Genomic DNA, 19,865 nt, shown 5'->3' on the forward strand with positions numbered 1-19,865 from the left:
CCGACGCGCGGAAGCCGGATGTTCGCCGGGAAGCCTCGTATCCGTCGACGAACGGGACATGGTGGCGCGGAACATCGAAAGGGCGCTCCGTCATGTCCCGTTCGGCGCGGGTCCGGCCGGTCGGTGGTCAGCCGTCGGCCTGGATCTGGGGAAAAGCCCAGCGGGCATAGGTGTTTTCGGGTCGGACGGTGATAACGTCGCAGATCTCGACCAGTGGTTCGGCGGCGCCGTCCAGGTGCTCGAGGGTTGGGGTTATCAGTGCTTCGGCATCGTGGCGCCGGACGATGTCGCGGAGCTGGCCGAGTCGGTCGGCGGTGTCCGCGCCGAAGACCACGTTTTCGATCAGTTCGTACCCGAGTCTTTTAGCGAGACTGCGGATTTGGGTTTCGTCCCAGGTCTGTTGCGCACCCGAGATATCGTGCCGCAGATAACCGAGTGCGGCTGGTTGTGTCGTCATCACCACCCTCCCTGTCGTGGAAAGCCACCCCTGGCGCCGTGGATAGCTCATTTGTAAGCCCCGAGCTTCCTCAAACTTAACCGCTGTCGGGAGGGGGCGGAAGGGCTCGGCAAACGATTGGGGAACTTTTCGGCCCAAGTTCCAGACGGGAACGTTCATATGGTGCTGCCGGTCGCAATAATGTGTTGCCTGGCAGCGCGATTCGTCGTTCTTCGGACAGCCGACAAACGTGAATGTCTATAGGAAAACAACATCGGTAGGCAGGTCCAAACCTGGTGTGGGCAACATGGAAAGTTCCTGCGCCTGGTTGGTGGTTTGGCCGGTGTCGGGAAGGTGAATCTTGCCGGGGGCAGCGCAAAGGAGTCCGACCGCGTCGGCCAGCTCGATTTATCTGTAACCGACGGTTACAGATACTTTGTGGGGGATTCGGCGGGAATCGCGGAGTGTGCACGCGGACCGACCGCACACGATGCTACCTGCTGCGGCGATCGGGCGCTACCGGGGTGCGGTGAGCCCGGGAGTAGGTTCGCGATTACGCCGTGAAACCGACCAAGCGCTTGCTACGCTCCCGGCATGATCTCCACGGCGGTGTGGGGCACCGGCAATGTCGGCCGGGCGGCCATTCGAGCCGTCGAGGCACATCCGGCGCTGACACTCACGAATGTGCTCGTCCACAATCCGGACAAGGTCGGGCGCGACGCCGGGGCGTTGAGCGGTCTCGACTATCGACTCGGTGTCGCGGCCACCGACGACATCGATGCGGTGCTGGCGACGAACCCGCGCGCGGTCGTATACGCGGCGTCCGGCGATATCCGCCCCGACGACGCACTCGCCGACATCGTGCGGGCGATCCGCGCCGGCGCGATCGTCGTGACGCCCGCCCTGTACGCCCTCTACGACCCGCGCAACGCACCGGCGGAGATCCGCGATCCGGTGCTCGCCGCGATCGCCGAGGGTGGCGGCTCGCTGTTCGTCTCGGGTGTGGACCCCGGCTGGGGCAACGACGTGCTGCCCCTGTTGCTCAGCGGCCTCGGCGGCACCATCGACGTGCTGCGCTGCCAGGAGATCTTCGACTACTCGACCTACGACCAGCCGGACTCGGTCCGCTACCTCGTCGGCATGGGGCAGCCGATGGACTACCAGCCGCCCATGCTCGCGCCGACGGTGCCGACCATGGTGTGGGGCGGCCAGATTCGGCTGATGGCGCGGGCGCTCGGCGTCGAACTCGACGAGATCCGCGAGACCCTGGCTCGGCAGCCGCTCGAAGCCACGATCACCACCGTGTCGATGGGGGAGTTCGCGGCGGGCACGCAGGGTGCGGTGCGCTTCGAGGTGCAGGGCATCGTGGCCGGCGAGCCGCGGATCGTCATCGAACACGTCACCCGGATCCATCCGACCTGCGCGCCGGACTGGCCCGCGCCCGCCGACGGCGACGGCGCGCACCGGGTGATCATCGAGGGTCGTCCGCGCATCGAGGTCACCATCGAGGCGACCGATGAGAACGGCAACCGTTCCGCGGGCGGAAACGCCACTGCCGTGGGCCGTTTGGTGAGCGCCATCGATTGGCTCGCTGCGGCCGAACCCGGACTCTACGACGCGCTCGATATTCCGCTGCGTCCGGCAGTCGGCAAACTCGGAAGGAAGAATTCATGATTGTCGATGTCCCCGAGGGCAAGGACCCGATCGGTTACGTCTGGGGCGAAATGGTGCCCGGTATCGGTGTCGCCGCCGCCCAGTTCTCGATGGCGGTGTATTCGCACAGCACGCTCGGTCTGCGCGAATTCGAGGCAGCCCGGCTGCGGATCGCGCAGATCAACGGCTGCATCTTCTGTCAGGACTGGCGCACCGAACGCGACGGCGCCAAGGTGGAGCCGGAATTCGCCGACGCGGTCACCGAGTGGCGCACCACCGCGGCGTTCGACGAACGCACCCGGCTCGCCGCCGAATACGCGGAGCGATACGCCATGGACCACCACGGTATCGATGACGAGTTCTGGACCCGCATGCTCGCCGAGTACACCCAGGTCGAAGTGGTGGAGCTCAGCATGAGCATCGGCTCCTGGCTGGCTTTCGGTCGCTTGAACCGCGTGCTCGGCCTCGACACCGCCTGTGTGCTGCCGGGGCATTCGGCCGCGTAGCCGAACCGCGCACGCGGCGCGTCCGAGCGGCCGCGGCAGTTACGGTTTCGGCACCCAGGCGGGTTGGCCATCGATGAGGCCCGCCTCGAACAGTTCGGGTGCGTCGACGACGGCCTGCAAATGATCGTGCGCCTCCTCGCGCGACAGCGTCGCGGGGTAGCGGATGTACTCCAGCGTCGCCGCGATCTCGGCCTCGAAGCGGTGCCGGAACTCGACGTCACCGGCGTAGGTGAGCGCGATGCGTCCGCGCCAGTCGATGTGATGGCTGCCGTCCGGGCGGCGGGTGAAAGACACCTCCTGGTCGGCCACCGAATCGTGGCCGAGCAGGTAGATATTGAATGCGAGATATTCGAGCTGCTCGATATCGACGAGGGGTAGCGGGTCCGCCGTCAGACGTTGCGGCGTCAACGATTTCAATTGGAATGGACTACCGGGCGTGGCGGCGAGAAATCCGGTGCCGTCGTCCTCGCCCCAGTAGGTGGACGACAACGTGCAACTGCGGTAGTTGCGCCACACCTGCGGCGACGACCAATCCTCGCCGTCCTCAGTACTTTCCGGTGCCCCCGCGGCACCGTACTCGGCCGACCGCAGGTGCAGGTCGAACCATAAATTGCCGTTCTCGTCGATCCGCCCCGACCACGCGAACTCGTCGATCGCGTGTCCGGCGGGCCACGGGTTTCCCGGAAACACAATCCGACCTGTGGTCGCATTGTCCTCCGGGTCGATCCTTTCCATACCGTCGAACCTAGCGACCGGTACCGACAAGCCGCGAATCAGTAGTCGCTCCGGGCCGTTCATTCAGGCGTTGACCGCCGTTTCGTCGCCGGCCTCCGGTGCGTCCTCGACCGTGCGCCGAGGTCCGGTGAACCAGGTGCGCGCCGACAGCGCCCACCAGACGCCGATGGCGCCGACCACGCCGAGCAACGCGATCGGGGCGTAATTCACCGTGTTCCAGGTGAAGTCGCTGTGCCAGGGATAGCCCCGATCGTCCATCGGCAGGATGAACAGGAAACTGATCAGGGCGATCCAGGCCAGCGCGACGAGGCCGATCGGCCGGTACCAGCGGCCGAGCTGCCAAGGGCCGGTGCGGAATCGGGAACCGTGCACCTGGCGCAGCAGAATCGGTATGCCGTAGGCGATGTAGAGGCCGATGGTGGCTACCGAGGTGGCGGCCGCGTAGGCGGTCGGCGCGTTCTCGGCGGGCACCAGCATCGAGGGAATCAGCAGCACGAACGCGAAGACCGAGATGAACAGCACCGCGTTGACCGGCACCTTCCTGGCCGAAAGTTTCGACCAGAGCGCCGATCCCGGCACCGCGCCGTCGCGGGCGAACGCGAACAGCATGCGCGAGGCCGAGGTGACCGACGCGTATCCGCAGAACAACTGCGCGATCGCGGCGATGATCAGCAGCAGCCCGGACCAGAACGAGCTGAGCGAGTTCTCCAGGATGTAGATCACCGGGTAGCCGCTGTTCTTCGTCGGATCCAGCGCGTCGTCGAGGTTCGGGATCGCGAAGGTCACCGCCATGATGAGCAGATATCCGGCGATCGCGGACACCACGATGGTGTTGATGATGCCCTTGGCCGCCATTCGGGAGGCGTCGTGGGTCTCCTCGGACATGTGCGCCGAGGCGTCGTAGCCGGTGAAGGTGTACTGCGCGTGCAACAGGCCGAGCAGGAAGCTGAACGCCACCCCGCCGAATCCGACACCGCTGTTGTCGATGGTCTCGGTGAACACGAAATCGACGCTCTGATGATTTTCCGCGCCGAACGCCAGCACCAGCACGAAGATCGCCACACCACCGACGTGCCACCAGGCGGAGATGTTGTTGATCACCGCGGACAGGTGCGGCCCGATCGCGTTCAACACCGCGTGCAGCGCCAGGATCACCGTGAAGACCAGGAAGATCGCGGTCCGGTCGGTGCCGATCTCGATGCCGATCACGTTGAGCACGGCGGTCGTGAAGATCGCCGCCCCGTAGTCGATGGCCGCGGTCACGGCGATCTGGCCGATCAGGTTGAACCATCCGGTGAACCAGCCCCAGACCGGCCCGCCGAGCTGCGCGGCCCACCAATACAGGCCGCCGGAGGTGGGGTAGGCGGAGGCCAATTCCGCCATCGCCATGCCGACGAACAGCACCATGACCGAGACCAGCGGCCAGCCCCAGGCCATGGTGATCGGGCCGCCGTTGGCCAAACCGATTCCGTAACTGGCCAATCCGCCGGTCAGGATGGAGACGATGGTGAAACTGATGGCGAAGTTCGAGAATCCGGACCAGGATCGGGCCAATTCTTGTTTGTAGCCGAGTTCGGCGAGCCGACGTTCGTCATCGGACGGAGACGGTTGTTCGGTCATAGACAGCTCCCGGGTGTAAACGCTGCCCTCACACAGCGTTTGCCAGAAGATCAGTGTGGAGTAAACCCGAGTCAACCGCATGGCAACCGGAATACCGCGCACAAATCGCGGCGACCCCCTCCGCTCGGTGATCGGCAGTCGGCCGTAGCGTGAGCCGTATGGAGCGACTGGTGGTCATCGGTGGTGACGCGGCCGGGATGTCGGCGGCCTCGCAGGCACGCAGGCTGAAGACCGCGGACGAACTGGCGATCGTGGTATTCGAGCGCGGCCGGTTCGCCTCGTACTCCGCGTGCGGCATCCCGTACTGGGTCGGCGGCGATGTGCGCGAGCGCGACGCGCTGATCGCGCGCACCCCCGAGGAGCATCGCGCCCGCGACATCGACCTGCGGATGCGCACCGAGGTCGTCGGGCTCGACCTCGCGGGCGGCCGGGTGCGGGCCCGCGATGTCGACGCGGGCACCGAATCGTGGACCAACTACGACAAACTAGTCATCGCCACCGGCGCCCGCCCGATCCGTCCGCCGCTGCCCGGCATCGACGCGGCAGGCGTGCACGGCGTGCAGACCCTCGACGACGGACAGGCGCTGATCGGCACGCTCGAACGCACCGAGGGCAAGCGCGCGGTCGTTGTCGGTGCCGGCTATATCGGTGTGGAGATGGCGGAGGCGTTGATCCAGCGCGGCTACGACGTCACGATGGTCCAGCGCGGTCCCGAGCCGATGTCGACAATGGATCCGGACATGGGCGCGCTGGTCCGAACTGCCATGTGCGGCATGGGTATCGAGGTGGTCAGTAATGCCGAGGTGACCGAGATCCGGACCGACGCGCGGGGACGGGTCGGCGCGGTGGTCGCCGACGGCGTCGAATACCCCGCGGACGTGGTGGTGCTCGGCATCGGCGTGCGGCCGGACACCGAGCTGGCCCGGGCGGCGGGTCTGCCGCTCGGTGAATACGGCGGGCTGCTCACCGACCTGGCCATGCGGGTGCGCGGTCACGAAAACATCTGGGCCGGTGGCGATTGCGTCGAGGTGCTCGATCTGGTGTCCGGCCGTGAACGCCATATCGCGCTCGGCACGCACGCCAACAAACACGGCCAGATCATCGGCGCCAATGTCGGCGGCGGCTACGCGACCTTCCCCGGCGTCGTCGGCACCGCGGTGAGCAAGGTCTGTGACCTGGAGGTCGCGCGAACCGGCCTGCGGGAGAAGGACGCTCGGGCCGCGGGACTGCAATTCGTCACGGTCACCGTCGAATCGACCAGTCGCGCGGGCTACTACCCGGACGCCGCGTCGATGACGGTGAAGATGCTCGCCGAGCGGCGCACCGGCCGGCTGCTCGGCGTGCAGATCGTCGGCCGCGAGGGCGCGGGCAAGCGCGTCGACATCGCTGCCGTCGCGCTCACCGCGCGGATGACGGTCGAACAGATGACCGCACTCGATCTCGGCTACGCACCGCCGTTCTCCCCGGTGTGGGATCCCGTTCTGGTGGCCGCCCGCAAGGCGGTCAGCGCGGTGCGCGAGCGCGGGTAGCGCTCACGCCGCGCTGCGGTACACCGCGAGTACCGGGATCACCCGCGACGTCTTCTCCTGGTACTCGGCGAAACCCGGCATGATCTCGACCATCCTGGCGTAGAGCTCGTCGCGCTCCGTACCCGAGACGACCTCGGCTTTCGCCGCGTACCGTTCGGTGCCGATCTCGACGGTGAGGTCGGGATTCGCGCGCAGGTTGTGGTACCAGGCCGGGTGTTTGTCGTTGCCGCCGTTGGAGGCGATGAGCACGATCCGGTCGCCGTCGGGCAGGTAGACCAGCGGGTTGGTGATGCGCCGCCCGGACTTGGCGCCGGTGGTGGTGATCAGCACCATCGCCGCGCCCTCGAACATGCCGCCGACCTTGCCCGCGTTGGCGCGGAACTCGTCGATCACCTGCTGATTGAAGCTTTTCGGTTCGAAGTCGGGGCTGTTGGGATCGGACACGTCATTGCCTCCAGTGGTTGGGTTTTCACGGGGCAGCAACCATGAAATGGGCGGCGAAATTCCGCTTGGTCAGTAGTCGGCGAACAGCTCCAGCAACTCCGGCTTACCGAACATCGACGCCGCGTCGCGGGCGGACGGGGTCCCTTGATCCGGGTCTGCCCCGGACTCGAGCAGCAACCGCACGATCTCGGTCTCGCCCTTGAAAACCGCGCCGGCCAACGGGGTTTGCCCCTTGTCGTTGGCCTTGGTCGGGTCGGCGTCACGGTCGAGCAGCGCGGCGACCGCGTCGCGATGACCGTGGTAGGTGGCGAGCATGAGCAGGGTGTCGCCCGCCTCGTTGGTCAGATCGGCGGGCACCCCCGCATCCACGTAGCTGGCCAGCGCGGCGGCGTCGCCCTGGCGCGCGAAGTCGAACACCTTGGTGGCCAGCTCGATGAGTTCGGGGTCCATGTCAGCGTCCATCCGCCATTCCTACCAGGCCCCGGCGACTCACTTCGCGGTCGTGCGCTTTCCCATCTCTGCGCGCACCTTCTTCAGATCGTCGACGAACGCCGCGTAGGCCTCGGCCCGGTCCGGCGCGCGCAGCACCGCCGAGGGGTGCACGGTCGCGATCGCCCGGTAGTCGGGCCGCGAAACCACCTCGCCGCGTTGCTGACTCACCTTGAACGCCGGATCGATCACCGCCTGTGCGGCGACCGCACCGAGACACACCACCAGGCGCGGGCGGATGAGCGCCAGTTCGGCGTCGATCCAGGCCGAGCAGGCGACGATCTCGGTACGGCCGGGCGTTTTGTGGATCCGCCGCTTGCCGCGCTCGACGAACTTGAAGTGTTTGACGGCGTTGGTGAGATAGACGGTGTCCCGGTCGATGCCCGCCTCGTCGAGCGCCTTGTCGAGCAGGTGTCCGGCGGGGCCGACGAACGGGTGCCCCTGCCGATCCTCCTGGTCGCCGGGCTGCTCGCCGACCACCACCACGGACGCATCGGCGGGACCCTCGCCGAAGACGGTCTGCGTCGCGTTCCGGTAGAGATCGCACCCTCGGCAGCGGCAGGACGCCTCCTGCAGGGTCGACAGGTCCGCGGTGTCGGGAACGAACTCGGCGGCGCCCGGGGCCTTCATCACGCCTCCTGCGCCTCGCGGGTGTAGGGCGGGTAGGCCTCGGCGCGCAGCAGCCCGGCCAGGTGCGCGGCGTTGCGGGCGACCGCGGCCGTCGTGCGTTCGACGGCCTCGGGGATCTGATAGAGATCCTTGTAGTCGACCGAGCCCATCGCCTGGCCGTTCCAATAGGTGCCGCCCTGGGCGGGGATGGTGAAGCCGATGTCGTTGAGCGCCTGGAACAGATCCGCGACGATCTTGTGCGCACCGTCCTCGTTGCCGACCACCGCGGCGATCGCGACCTTGCCGACCATGCTCGGCCTGCCGTCGTCGTCGGTCTCGGAGATCTCCGCGTCCAGCCGCTCCAGCACGCGCTGGGCCACCGAGGACATGTGCCCGACCCAGGTCGGCGTCGCGACGAGCAGGATGTCGGCGGCGGCGATCATCTCGCGCAGGGTCGGCCACGCGTCGCCGTCGCCCTCGTCGGCCGTCACCCCCGGCCGCACGTCGTAGTCGACCACCCGCGCAACGCGGCCCTGTACACCGTGCCGTTCCAGCTCGTCCAACACCTGTCCGGCCAGCAGCTCACTGCTCGACGGTTCGGGGGATTTCTTCAAACTGCACACCAGCGCTACGGCCGTCAACGCGGTCATCGGGTCGACCTCCTTCGGTTGGGGACTGCTGGCGACGTACCCGTTTTGCCCGTGCTCACTCCATCGACCGCGGAAGGCCCTCCCACCTGGTGTACCGGAGGCGATAGGTCGGTATAGTCGCCGCGGATGAGTAGTGTCGCCACCCACGTTGAGCCGGAAGCCAAGAATCGTCGACTCGGCGTCGCGATGTGGCTGGCACCGGTGCTCTGTATCGCGTTCTCCGCGTTCTGTCTGTTGCTGCCGACCTGGCCGTTCGACAAGATCACCGGCGGGTTCATCGACCTGCAGGTCTATCGCCTCGGGGTGGACGCGCTACGGCACGGCAACGACATGTACGGGCAGCTGCCGCAGACCACCATCGGTGCCGGACTGCCGTTCATCTATCCGCCGTTCGCCGCGCTGGCGCTGAGCCCGTTCGCGCTGCTGCCGTGGACCGCGGCTGCGTTCACCTTCTTCGTCTCCTCGGTGGCCGCGCTCGGGCTGACCCTGTACCTGGTCGCGCGGCGGGTGTGGCCCGGCGAAGACCAGCGCAAGCTGGTGCTGATGGTGACCGGGTGCGCGACGCCGCTGGCCCTGCTGCTGGAGCCGGTGCATTCGACGCTGGGCTTCGGTCAGGTGAATCTGCTGCTGATGGCGTTGGTCGCGGCCGACTGCCTCGCGATAAAGCCGCGCTGGCGCCGCGGCATGCTGATCGGCATCGCCGCGGCCATCAAGCTGACCCCGGCGGCGTTCGTGCTGTATTTCCTGGTGCGCAAGGACTACAAGTCGGCGGCGACGGCCGCGGCGACCGGCGCGGCCGCGACCCTGATCGGCTTCGCCGTGCTGCCGCGCGACTCGGTGAAGTACTGGTTCGGCGGTATGGGCAACGTGTCCGGGTTGAGCGGGTCGGCATTCCATACCAATCAGTCGATTCAAGCCGTGCTGGCCCGGTTGCAGGTGCCCGAGCCCGCGTTCACCGCGCTGTGGCTGATCCTCGGTGCCGCACTGCTGGTGCTCGTGGTCGCGGCCATGCGGCGCGCTGTCGACTTCCCGCCGCTCGCGCTGGCCATCAACGCGGTGTTCACCCTGCTGCTCTCGCCGATCTCCTGGTCGCACCACTGGGTGTGGATCGCCCCGGCGTTGCTGGCCAGCATCGGCTACGCCACCCGGCTGCCGCGCAGGCAGGCGATCGGCTGGTCGGTGACCATCGCCGTCATCACCGCCGTCTTCGTGTACGGGCCGCAGAACTGGCTGCCCGACGGCGAGCATCGTGAAACGCAATGGACGCCATGGCAACACATCATCGGCAACACCTACGTCTGGTTCAGCGTGCTGCTCGTCGCGCTGTACTTCGTCTCGGGTCGCCGGGCCGCACGGGCACCGGAGCCGTCCCCCGCGCTGGTGCCCCAGCACTGATCGACCCTCCAATGTTTGCTGCCGAGATCCCCGGGTAGGGCCGTCAGTGACGGCAACCCAGCCGTCGCCGACAAGAAGTACTCGAGGCAAGGAGGGATTGCATGGCAGCCCAACGTGGTTTCGCCGCCATGGATCCGGAGCAGCAGCGCAAGATCGCCAGCCAGGGTGGCAAGGCGAGTAGCGGCAGCTTCGACAACGACCCCAAGCGCGCCAGCGAGGCGGGAAAGAAGGGGGCGGCGGCGCAACCGGTCGCGGCCAAACGTCTCGGCGGCGAACGCAGCCACCTGAACCGATAGCACGACGACGGCCGATGGGCGAGGCGACTGCCTCGCCCATCGGCCGTCCCCAGCCGAGGATTCTTCGATGCGTCTACGCCGCAGCGCTGTGTACGGCCCCGGTTTGACCCGAGTCAAACGCGGCCGCGGATTCTCCTATGCCACTACCGACGGCGAAACGGTGACCGACGCGGAAACCCTCGACCGCATCAAATCCCTGGTGATCCCGCCCGCGTGGCGCAAGGTGTGGATCTGCCCGCATGCCAACGGTCACGTGCAGGCCGTTGGCGTCGACGCGGCCGGTCGGCGGCAGTATCTGTACCACGAGCAGTGGCGCAGGGAGCGCGACGAGGAGAAGTTCGACCGGGTGCTCGAACTCGCCGCCCGGCTGCCCGAGGTGCGGCGACAGGTCAGGGCGGATCTGGGGGAGCGGGGGTTGAGCAAGCATCGCGCCGAAGCCGTGGCCATCGATCTGCTCGACCGCGGCGTGTTCCGGGTGGGTGGCGAGGAGTACGCGGAGGAGAACGGGACCCGCGGGGTCGCGACGCTGCTGCGCGAACAGGTGCGACTGTCCGGCGACGAGATGTTGTTCGACTACCCGGCCAAGGGTGGCATCCGGCGACGGGTACGGATCAGGGAGCCATTGGTAGCCAATGCCATTCGGGCCATGCGGCGTGCCCCGGCCGAGTCGTCGCGGCTGCTCGTCTATCGGAACGGGAACGGCTATCGCGAACTACACGCCGACGACGTCAATCTGCGGTTCAAGGAACTCGCCTGCTGTGAATGCAGTGCCAAGGACTTACGCACCTGGCAGGCAACGGTATTGGCGGCCGCCGACTTCGCCTCGGCCGAGCGGCCCGAGTCGAAACGTGGCCGTCGAGCGGTGGAGAAGAAGGTGATGGAGGACGTCGCGGCGGCCCTGGGGAACACGCCGACGGTCGCGCGTAACTCCTATGTCGACCCGCGGGTGGTGGCCGCCTGGGAGAACGGAACGACGATTGCCGCGGCGTTGCGTCGCGCGCGGCGCGCCGACTCCGACGACGAGCGGCGGGAGCTGGTCGACCGGGCGGTCATTCGGCTGTTGCGCAAGGCGAAGTGACTTCGTCGCGTGCAAGTGCCGTGCAAGGGTGGCGCAATCGGCGCGCGGCACGCTCGGATGCATGGATGAGACCTTTGACGTGGTGATCGCGGGCGCCGGACCTGTGGGATTGATGCTGGCTTGCGAGCTTCGGCTCGCCGGGGTGGATGTGCTGGTGGTCGAGCGGCTCGACGAGATCGATCCGACGATGAAGGCCGGTGGGATCAATATCCCTACCGCGCAGGCGCTCTACCGGCGTGGATTGTTGCCGGAACTCGTCGCCGAAAGTGCGCGGGCGCGCGACCAGATGGCGAGATTCCTGACAGCGGGCAAGGGTTCGGCCGAGACCGACAAGCCGATGACGCCGCCGTTCCGCGGACATTTCGCGGGCATCATGATCGGTGCCGACCTTGTCGAATTCGATCGTTCCACCTTCGCGGATCTGGGCCCGGCCGCCAAGGTCAATCTGGTGGCGCAGCAGAGCATCGAAGCACTGCTCGGGCGACGTGCCGAGGAGTTGGGTGTGCACGTGCGGCGTGGGGTCGAGCTCACCGATTTCGAGGACGACGGTGCCGGGGTCACGGTTCGCCTCGGCGACCACACCGTTCGCGCCGGCTGGCTGGTCGGTTGTGACGGCGGGCGAAGCACTGTGCGCAAGCTGGCCGGTTTCGACTTTCCCGGCCTCGACCCGGAACTGACCGGATATCAGGCCATCGTCGAGATGACCGGCGCCGAAGGACTGAATCCGGGCTGGACGACGACCGACACCGGGATCTACGTGCACGGTCCGGTGCCGGGCCGGATCCTCACCGTGCAGCTCGACGGACCACCCGCCGACCGCGACGCACCGATCACCGCGGCGGAGTTGCAGGCGAGTCTGCGCGCGGTGTCCGGTGTTCCGGTGGAGATCACCGCCGTGCATTCGGCCACCCGGTTCACCGACAACACCCGACAGGTCACCGAATACCGCAGGGGTCGAGTGCTGCTGGCAGGCGATGCGGCACACGTGCATTCACCGTTCGGCGGGCAGGGACTCAACCTCGGTATCGGTGACGCGGTGAACCTCGGCTGGAAGCTGGCCGCGGTGGTGCGCGGCTGGGCGCGGCCGGACCTGCTCGACACCTACACCACCGAACGGCATCCGATCGGGGCGTGGGTGCTCGATTGGACCCGGGCTCAGGTGGCGCTGATGCGCACCGACCCGCGCAGCAGGAAGCTGCGGGAGGTGATGACCGAACTGCTGTCCACGCGGGACGCCGCGACTGTCGTCTTCGAGAGGATCTCCGGCGTGCTGCACCGCTACGACCTGGGCGGCGGGCACGAGCGCGTCGGTGCGGCGGTACCGGACTTCGCGTTGTCGGACGGAACCCGGCTCGGCAGTCACTTCGCCGACGGCGCTGCGGTCCTGTTCGATCTGGCTGATTCCGCGCAACTGCGTGCGGCGGTGGCACCTTGGGCGCCGCGGGTGCGGGTGGTCACGGCGAAGGCGGTTGCGCCGGGGGATTTGACGGGGATGCTGGTTCGTCCCGATGGGTTCGTGGCGTGGGCGGCCGATGCGGGGAGTCTGGATGGGCTCGAAGCGGCGCTGATTCGGTGGTTCGGCGCCGCTGGGTGATGCCGACGCGGGGCGGAGGTGGCGATGGCCGGCATGTAACCTCGAAGGGTGGCATTGCCGCAGGAGCCGGAACCCCATGCCCCAGAAGGGGTTCCGGCCCTATCGTCTACTTCGTTTCGTTGGGTTTCTCCACGCTAGCAGGACTTCGGGTCGGCGGACAGACCCGAAACGGTGGCTGAACTCGGCAGGGGCTTTTCGCGGTCATGCCAGCTCGAGCTGGGGGCCGATATGGATCGCGCGGTACACCTCGTTGCGGAGCGTGTTGGCCTGCTCGTCGGTGAGCGTGCGCGCCAACGGCCGGAGGGTGAGCCGCACAACGGCATTCGTCTGTCCGGGCACGATGCCGAGTCTGTCCCTGGCCTTTTCGGAGAGCCCGGCCCATGGCGTTCGGGCGATGACCAGCACCGACTCGATGTCGTCGACCCGGTCGTGCAGCACCTTTCGCACCGTGTCGCCGAGGGTTTCGTCGTCGGTGTCGTCGGCGATCACCACCGACAGGTCGCGGCGGATCGGCGGCAGCGCGGAGACCGGCCGCCACGGGGACAGGTCTTGCAGCTGGCCGGCGATGCGCGGGTCGTCGGATCGCAGGTAGCGGATATCGGGTATTCCCTTGCGCAGCATGAGGGCTCGGTCCAAACCGAGGCCGAGGGCGGTGCCGGACCAGCGGGCCGGATCGAGCCCGGCGCCGGCCAGCACATGATCGGCGATGAGCCCGCATTCGGCGAGTTCCAGCCACTGCGGGCCGAGGCGAACGTCCACCTGTCTGCCGAGGACGGTGTAGGGATGCCGAGCGGGCGTGGTGCGCCACTCGGCACCCGGTAGCACGGCTTCGACAAGGTGCGCGACCATCTCTCGCACGTGATGATCGCCGGTGTCCTTGCGCGAGCGGAGCCGCCACAGATCGACCTGATGCGGCTCGCCCACATGGATTCGATCGACGACGTCCCTGCGGTAGACCAGGCCGGGCACCACGATGAGTTCGTCGACGGTGCCCGGAATCTCGGTGTAGCGCCGCAAGGCCGCGGGGATATCGGCGGTGGTGTGACTGCGCAACATCGTGGTCGGGCTGACGTATCGGGTGTAGCGGGCGTCGCGGGTGACGTCGGCCGGGTCGTAACCGAGTTTGTCGTAGTTGTCGACCACAGCGACGAGCGGCGAGTTGCGCACCACTCGCACATCTGACCCCCACACCCGGGCCAGCGCGTGCACCATCGCGTCGAGCAACACCTGCATGGCGTGCGGCCCCTGCGCGGCGTCGCTGAGATCGCGCACGGTCAGCGCGCGCGACAGATCCAGTGGAGTGAGATAGGTAGGCATGAGTAATTCCTTTGGTAGCCAGTCGGATTCGGTGAAACCCCCGAACCGGCGACGGCCACAGGAACTACGCGCGCGAACGCACGCGGCGGACCCCGTGGCCGACTGACGGCCCGGGGCGCAGAAATCGCCTGCACGCGTTCATGGATTCAGCTTAAGGGATCGTCCGGTCACTCGGAACCTGCCGACAACCGCTGGGCGACGCCGGGGAGGCGTTCGACCATCGCGATGGTGAAGTCGGTGAGCAGGTCGATCAGGCCCGCGCGGTCGACGTCGAGGCCGCCGTCGAGCCAGACGAGAACGAGCTCCGCGGCGCCGCCGGTGATCAGCTGCGAGGTCGCGGCGACGGCGGTGTCGTGGCCCGCGGGTAGGTCGAGCACCAGGCGGGTCTGTTCGATGATGACGTCGGCGACGCGGCGCATGCCGTCGAAACGGCTGCGCATCAGGGCCTCGTTGCCGTAGGCCTGGGCGAAGACGACCTGGGCTCGGCGGGGGTCGTCGGTGAGCTCGATGATGAGGGCGGCGACACCGGCGCGGATCTTGTCCGCGGGCGACCCCTCGGTGGCGGCGACGGCCGCGCGGGCGGTGTCGAGGGCTGCGTCCTGGATCTGCAGCAACAGTTCGGCGGCCAGGGCGTCCAGATCGGGGAAGGCCTCGTAGAAGAAGCGAGGCCCGACCCGGGCCTGTTCGCAGAGGCCACGCACGGTCAAGGCGGACAGGCCCTGGGTGCCGACGATGTCGAGAGCGGTGTCGAGCAGCCGCCTGCGCCGATCTTCCCGACGCTCGGCGGTGGAGGTGCCGCGGTACGTGCCGCTGAAAACTCGGGTCACGACTTCGCCTCGCTGGCGCTCGGCTCCGTCGTACCCCGGGGTGCTGTGCCGTTGGTTCGTTCGCTGCGCTCACTCACGACTCCGCCTCGCCGGCGCTCGGCTCCGTACTCACTGCTTCGCCTCCCTCCGCTCGCTTACCAGCGAAGCCTTGCACAAGACAAGTTGGGAAACAACTGTGTACGGAAACGTGTGTTTCCGATATGGTCGAGGGGTCGCAGCGTCGCGAAGGGACCGCCGTCATGAGTCTTCTGGTTTCGCCCAAGGTCACCGAGGTGCAAGGGGATGTGCGCCGCTTGCGGGCGCGCGTTGCGAAACACGCGCAGACGTGGGGTGCTCGCGTTGCCGATCGGTACCCGTCGGTCGACCAGCCGCTGGCCGAACCACCACCGGGGAGCGGATTGCGCCCGATGCCAGGCGATTTCGGCGCGCCGGGGATCGGTTACACACTGCACGCGCTGAGTGATCCGATCGGATTGACGCGCAAGCGATTTCAGCAGTACGGCCCGGTGAACTGGATGGGCGTGCTCGGCCGCAGGATGGTCGGCGTGAGCAGTCCCGCGGCCATCGAGGTGGTGCTGATGGATCGGCACAAGGTCTTCTCGGCACAGCGCGGCTGGGAGTTCCTGATCGGCCCGTTCTTCCGCGGTGGCCTGCTGCTGCGGGATTTCGACGAGCATCTGTTCCACCGCCGGATCATGCAGCAGGCGTTCACCCGGCCGCGCCTGGTCGGCTACCTGGACCTGACCACGCCACGCATCACCCGCGGCGTCGCGGAATGGCGGCCCGGCCCGCACTTCCCGGTCTTCGACGCGATCAAGCAGATCCTGCTCGCGCAGGCCACCGAGGTCTTCGCCGGTGCCGAGCTCGGCCCCGAAAGCGTGGTGCTGGAACGGGCTTTCGAGGACGCTGTGCACGGCGCGACCGCGCTCATCCGCACCAATGTCCCCGGCGGGGCATGGGCGCGCGGGGTACGCGGGCGGCGCATTCTCGGCGAGTATTTCCGGCGCGAGCTACCCGCGAAGCGGGCGGGCGCGGGCACCGACCTGTTCAGCGTGCTGTGTCAGGCCGAGACCGAGGAAGGACACGCCTTCTCGGACGAGGAGGTGATCGAGCACATGATCTTCGTGATGATGGCCGCACACGACACCAGCACGATCGCCGCGTCGATGCTCGCCTACGAACTCGCTCGCCATCCGCAGTGGCAGGAGCGGTTGCGCGCCGAATCCCGTGCGCTCGGCAAGCCCGCCCTCGACTACGGCGACCTCGACCGGCTACCCGGCTTGGATTTGGCGTTCAAGGAAACATTGCGCATGTATTCGCCGGTGGCACAGCAGATTCGGGAAACCATCGCCGACACCGACATTCTCGGCTACTACGTGCCGAAGGGCACGCTCGTCATGGTCGGCGCCTACCCGATGATGCGCACCGACGACTACTGGTCCGACCCCGACGTGTTCGACCCGGAGCGGTTCGCCGCCGACCGCCGCGAGGACAAATCGCATCGGCTCGCCTGGGCCCCGTTCGGCGGCGGCGCGCACAAATGCATCGGCCTGTACTTCGGCGGCATGACCGTCAAAGCTGTGCTGCACCAGATGTTGCTGCAGTATCGCTGGTCGGTCCGGCCGGACTACCAGGTGCCGCTCGTCGCGGGCACCGGGCCGATGCCCGCCGACGGCTTACCCATCCACCTGGAGCGGCTGCGGTGATGCGCGTCGTCGCCGACCGTACCCGCTGCGAGGGGCACGGCATGTGCGAGGCCTTGGCACCCAACCTGTTCCGCGTAGGCGACGACGGTATCGTCACCCCCCTTGCCGACATGATCGACGAAAGCGCCCAAGACCTCGTCCAACTGGTCGTCGACAGCTGCCCGGTAGAGGCCCTGCGCCGCACCTGACGCGCGCCGCACTCCTTCTCGAAACCCGCACTCCCTCGGACGCCCCGCAATCGGTGCGGATCCTGACCCAAAGTGCGGTCCTCGCCGGGTTGTACCGTCCCTCGGAATCTGCAGCCGTTGCGGGCGGCCCGCCGGACCTAGGCCGCACCGCTTCTCGGGATCCGCACCGATTGCGGACGGCCCCAGGGTGTGCGGATCCCGAGAAACGGTGCGCGTCTTCCGCGCGGAAACCGCTGGGCCTGCTGCGATCCCAGTGGGTGACATGAAGGCGTGATCAAGAGTTTGGAACTTCGGCGGCGAGGCATTACCTGTCCGAATACGACAGGCTCGGCGAGGAGGTCCAGGTGTCGTCCGGAGTATTGATCACGGTAATCGTTCTGGTGATAGTGGCGGCGGCGGTCGTCGCGCTGGTGGTCTGGCCGATGGTGCGCAGGCAGCGGTTACGCAGCCGCTTCGGCCCGGAGTACGACCGGACGGTCGAGGAACTCGACGACCGGCGCGCGGCCGAACGCGAACTGGCCGAACGTGAACGCAGGCACGCCGAGCTCGAACTGCGCGCGCTGACGCCGGAGCAGAAGCAGCTCTACACCGCGCAGTGGGTCGAGGTGCAGGAGCGTTTCATCGACGACCCGGTCGAGGCGCTGCAATCCGCCGATCGGCTGCTGACCACGGTGATGGCCCAACGTGGTTATCCCACCGAGAATTTCGACCAGCAGGTCGCCGATCTGTCCGTGGAGCACGCGCAGGCGCTCGGCCACTACCGCGCCGCGCACGAGATCGCGACCAGGGCCACCGGTTCGGAGGTGTCCACCGAGGACCGGCGCACCGCCATCGTGCACTACCGGGATCTGTTCCAGGACTTGCTGAACGGCGCCACCGGCGACAAGAAGCCCGAGCACGACGAGGACAAGAAGTCCGAGCACGACAAGAAAGCGCTGTCATGAGCACCGAATACGAACGCACCGCGCATTCCGACCGTTCCGCGACGCCGAGCGCGGATATCCCGATGAGCGAGCAGGAGGCACGGTCGTCGTCCTGGCAGGGTGGTCGCGAAAGCGATTGGGCCGCAGGGGAGTCGACCAGCCGCTCCGCCGAAGGCACGGCGGAGGTGACCGCCGCCGAACGCGCGAGCACCGACGCGGACGCCGAACGTACCCGCACCACGGACGTGGACGTCGAACCGGAGCATGTGCGCACCACGGAATACGACGCGGACCAATCCCGCACGGCCGATTACGACGCCACGGCCACTCAGACGGGCACGGCGGACTACGACGCCGAGAACGCGCACTCGCGCACAGCGGGGCACGACGCGGAGACCGCCCAGTCGCACACGTCGGGCTACGACGCCGCGACCGCATCAGCAGGCACGGCGGACCACGACGCCGAGAACACCCACGCGGGCACGGCCGGTTACGAAACGGGAACCGCGCACCAGACCACCGCTGATCGCGACGCTGAAAGCGCCTCTGCGGCAACGGATCAAGGACCAGCAACAAGCGCCGCCGAGACCGAACAGGCGACTTCGGTCACCACATCGCACGAGACGACCACCGCAGGCAACGGCGCTGAACAGCAAGGGATCTCACTCGAGAACGTCGGAACCTCGCTCTTCGCCGACACCGACCTGGACCGCCTGCGCACCCAGTGGCGCGAGGTACAGGGCGCCTTCGTGGACAGCCCGCGCGACGCCGTCACTCAGGCCGACAAGATGGTCGCGGACATCATCTACCAGCTGACCACCGCCTACGCCGAACGCAAGCGGGTACTCGAGGAGCACTGCGCAGGCCTGCAGGACGGCGACACCGAGGAGCTACGGCAGGCGCTGCGCGGCTACCGCGACTTCTTCCGCAGGCTGCTGGTGATCGAGTCGTGATCTAACGGAAAGCGTTGCCCATGAATTGGTTTCGATTGCCGACTGACCGGATCGACCAGGTGACCGACTGGGTCGCCGAGCAGGTGAAGGCGCGCGTCCCCGAGCCCGATCCGGCCGACCGGGACCCCGAGTTCATCATCGACACGGTGGGCCCTGGCTGGTGGTTCGCGCGGCTGTACTTCCGCGCGGAGGTCCGGGGCCTGAACCGGATTCCGGAGGACGGCCCGGTCCTGTTGGTCGGCAATCATTCCGGGGGCAACGTGTCACCAGAGGTATTGGTCGCCACCTTGGCGTTCGTGCGGCGGTTCGGTCCGCATCGCCCGTTCTTCCAGTTGGCGCACGACATGGTGATGGCCTATCCGGTCATCGGTACGTTGCTGCGCCGCTTCGGCACGGTAGGTGCGGATCCGAACAGCGCGCGGCAGGTGTTGCGCGACGGCGCGGCGGTGCTCGTCTACCCGGGCGGTGACTGGGAGGTGCACCGCCCGACCTGGAAGGAAGACGAGATCGACTTCGCCGGCCGGACCGGCTTTCTCCGATTGGCCTGGGACGAGAAGGTGCCCATCGTGCCCATGGTCAATATCGGTGCCCAGCAGACCGCGCTGATGCTGTCCCGCGGTGATCGGCTGGCCAAGCTGCTGCGGCTGGATCGGATGCTGCGGCTGAAGGTATTCCCCATCTCGATCGCCCTCCCGTGGGGCCTCAATATCGGCGACCTCGCCGGGCACATCCCGTTGCCGAGCAAGGTCACCGTGGAGTTCCTCGAGCCGATCGATCTACACGCCGAGCTGGGTCCGGAACTGGATGTCGACGCGGCCTACGAGCTCGTCACCGGCGTCATGCAGGACGCGCTGTGCGAGCTCTCGGCGGAACGCGGGCTACCGATTGTCGGCTGATACCGGCTGGGCCGCAGCGCA

Annotated in this window: 21 protein-coding genes; 12 read left to right on the forward strand and 9 right to left on the reverse strand. The window is 67.5% G+C overall.

Annotation, left to right across the window (positions count from 1 at the left end; translation table 11 throughout):
* Positions 1–127 precede the first annotated feature (127 nt).
* Positions 128–457 carry a hypothetical protein gene (locus tag ACIHA7_RS22965; protein ID WP_397292957.1) on the reverse strand — a complete coding sequence of 110 codons (330 nt, stop codon included), beginning with the start codon at positions 455–457 and terminating at the stop codon, positions 128–130.
* 573 nt (positions 458–1,030) lie between these two features.
* Here ACIHA7_RS22965 and ACIHA7_RS22970 point away from each other — a divergent pair.
* Both ACIHA7_RS22970 and ACIHA7_RS22975 read left to right on the forward strand, forming a co-directional pair.
* Complete coding sequence (locus ACIHA7_RS22970; protein ID WP_397292958.1) at positions 1,031–2,110, forward strand: dihydrodipicolinate reductase; 1,080 nt, start codon at positions 1,031–1,033, stop codon at positions 2,108–2,110.
* Entirely contained in the window at positions 2,107–2,595 is a 489-nt protein-coding gene (locus ACIHA7_RS22975) for a carboxymuconolactone decarboxylase family protein (protein ID WP_397292959.1), read from the forward strand. Before ACIHA7_RS22970 ends, ACIHA7_RS22975 begins: the two co-directional genes overlap by 4 nt.
* A 39-nt stretch (positions 2,596–2,634) precedes the next feature.
* Here the strand turns inward: ACIHA7_RS22975 and ACIHA7_RS22980 are convergent, their stop codons facing one another.
* A complete protein-coding gene (locus ACIHA7_RS22980; protein WP_397292960.1) occupies positions 2,635–3,330 on the reverse strand; it encodes a hypothetical protein in 696 nt (231 codons plus the stop codon).
* Positions 3,331–3,393: 63 nt separating this feature from the next.
* Positions 3,394–4,950 (reverse strand): amino acid permease, encoded by a 1,557-nt coding sequence (locus tag ACIHA7_RS22985; RefSeq protein ID WP_397292961.1) that lies wholly within the window; start codon positions 4,948–4,950, stop codon positions 3,394–3,396.
* 158 nt (positions 4,951–5,108) lie between these two features.
* Here ACIHA7_RS22985 and ACIHA7_RS22990 point away from each other — a divergent pair, with 158 nt between their 5' ends.
* Positions 5,109–6,479 (forward strand): FAD-dependent oxidoreductase, encoded by a 1,371-nt coding sequence (locus ACIHA7_RS22990; protein WP_397292962.1) that lies wholly within the window; start codon positions 5,109–5,111, stop codon positions 6,477–6,479.
* A gap of 3 nt (positions 6,480–6,482) precedes the next feature.
* On the opposite strand, the gene ACIHA7_RS22995 is transcribed toward ACIHA7_RS22990, so the two are convergent.
* The 4 genes from ACIHA7_RS22995 to ACIHA7_RS23010 all read right to left on the reverse strand — a co-directional run bounded on the left by ACIHA7_RS22995 (position 6,483) and on the right by ACIHA7_RS23010 (position 8,671).
* Positions 6,483–6,923, reverse strand: a complete 441-nt coding sequence (locus ACIHA7_RS22995; RefSeq protein ID WP_397292964.1) for a nitroreductase family deazaflavin-dependent oxidoreductase — start codon at positions 6,921–6,923, stop codon at positions 6,483–6,485.
* 69 nt (positions 6,924–6,992) lie between these two features.
* Positions 6,993–7,385 (reverse strand): ankyrin repeat domain-containing protein, encoded by a 393-nt coding sequence (locus ACIHA7_RS23000; protein ID WP_397292965.1) that lies wholly within the window; start codon positions 7,383–7,385, stop codon positions 6,993–6,995.
* 27 nt (positions 7,386–7,412) lie between these two features.
* The gene (locus ACIHA7_RS23005) at positions 7,413–8,042 is read right to left on the reverse strand and encodes a UdgX family uracil-DNA binding protein (protein ID WP_397292966.1); all 630 of its coding nucleotides are present in this window, start codon (positions 8,040–8,042) and stop codon (positions 7,413–7,415) included.
* Positions 8,042–8,671: a flavodoxin family protein gene (locus ACIHA7_RS23010; RefSeq protein WP_397292967.1), complete on the reverse strand. Its 630-nt coding sequence runs from the start codon at positions 8,669–8,671 to the stop codon at positions 8,042–8,044. The genes ACIHA7_RS23005 and ACIHA7_RS23010 overlap by 1 nt, the downstream gene beginning before the upstream one ends.
* 126 nt (positions 8,672–8,797) lie before the next feature.
* On the opposite strand from ACIHA7_RS23010, the gene ACIHA7_RS23015 reads away from it, so the two are divergent.
* From ACIHA7_RS23015 to ACIHA7_RS23030, 4 genes are all read left to right on the forward strand, one after another.
* Positions 8,798–10,066, forward strand: a complete 1,269-nt coding sequence (locus tag ACIHA7_RS23015; RefSeq protein WP_397292968.1) for a glycosyltransferase 87 family protein — start codon at positions 8,798–8,800, stop codon at positions 10,064–10,066.
* Positions 10,067–10,167: 101 nt separating this feature from the next.
* Complete coding sequence (locus ACIHA7_RS23020; protein ID WP_107657574.1) at positions 10,168–10,362, forward strand: general stress protein; 195 nt, start codon at positions 10,168–10,170, stop codon at positions 10,360–10,362.
* Between the two features lie 67 nt (positions 10,363–10,429).
* A complete protein-coding gene (locus ACIHA7_RS23025) occupies positions 10,430–11,440 on the forward strand; it encodes a DNA topoisomerase IB (protein ID WP_397292969.1) in 1,011 nt (336 codons plus the stop codon).
* A 61-nt stretch (positions 11,441–11,501) separates the two neighbouring features.
* Positions 11,502–13,034: an FAD-dependent monooxygenase gene (locus tag ACIHA7_RS23030; protein ID WP_397292970.1), complete on the forward strand. Its 1,533-nt coding sequence runs from the start codon at positions 11,502–11,504 to the stop codon at positions 13,032–13,034.
* Positions 13,035–13,235: 201 nt separating this feature from the next.
* On the opposite strand, the gene ACIHA7_RS23035 is transcribed toward ACIHA7_RS23030, so the two are convergent.
* Together ACIHA7_RS23035 and ACIHA7_RS23040 are read right to left on the reverse strand one after the other, a co-directional pair.
* Complete coding sequence (locus tag ACIHA7_RS23035; protein WP_397292971.1) at positions 13,236–14,351, reverse strand: hypothetical protein; 1,116 nt, start codon at positions 14,349–14,351, stop codon at positions 13,236–13,238.
* A 167-nt stretch (positions 14,352–14,518) separates the two neighbouring features.
* The gene (locus ACIHA7_RS23040; protein WP_397292972.1) at positions 14,519–15,178 is read right to left on the reverse strand and encodes a TetR family transcriptional regulator; all 660 of its coding nucleotides are present in this window, start codon (positions 15,176–15,178) and stop codon (positions 14,519–14,521) included.
* A 239-nt stretch (positions 15,179–15,417) separates the two neighbouring features.
* Here ACIHA7_RS23040 and ACIHA7_RS23045 point away from each other — a divergent pair, with 239 nt between their 5' ends.
* From ACIHA7_RS23045 to ACIHA7_RS23065, 5 genes are all read left to right on the forward strand, one after another.
* Entirely contained in the window at positions 15,418–16,884 is a 1,467-nt protein-coding gene (locus tag ACIHA7_RS23045) for a cytochrome P450 (protein ID WP_397292973.1), read from the forward strand.
* Positions 16,884–17,072: a ferredoxin gene (locus ACIHA7_RS23050; RefSeq protein ID WP_397293136.1), complete on the forward strand. Its 189-nt coding sequence runs from the start codon at positions 16,884–16,886 to the stop codon at positions 17,070–17,072. Before ACIHA7_RS23045 ends, ACIHA7_RS23050 begins: the two co-directional genes overlap by 1 nt.
* A gap of 344 nt (positions 17,073–17,416) precedes the next feature.
* Complete coding sequence (locus ACIHA7_RS23055) at positions 17,417–18,016, forward strand: hypothetical protein (RefSeq protein ID WP_397292974.1); 600 nt, start codon at positions 17,417–17,419, stop codon at positions 18,014–18,016.
* Complete coding sequence (locus tag ACIHA7_RS23060; protein WP_397292975.1) at positions 18,013–18,948, forward strand: hypothetical protein; 936 nt, start codon at positions 18,013–18,015, stop codon at positions 18,946–18,948. Before ACIHA7_RS23055 ends, ACIHA7_RS23060 begins: the two co-directional genes overlap by 4 nt.
* Positions 18,949–18,968: 20 nt before the next feature.
* Positions 18,969–19,844, forward strand: coding sequence for a lysophospholipid acyltransferase family protein (locus tag ACIHA7_RS23065; RefSeq protein WP_397292976.1), 876 nt, complete (start codon positions 18,969–18,971; stop codon positions 19,842–19,844).
* Positions 19,845–19,865: the final 21 nt, after the last annotated feature.

The organism is Nocardia sp. NPDC052316 (genome assembly GCF_044547795.1).
Lineage (GTDB): Bacteria > Actinomycetota > Actinomycetes > Mycobacteriales > Mycobacteriaceae > Nocardia.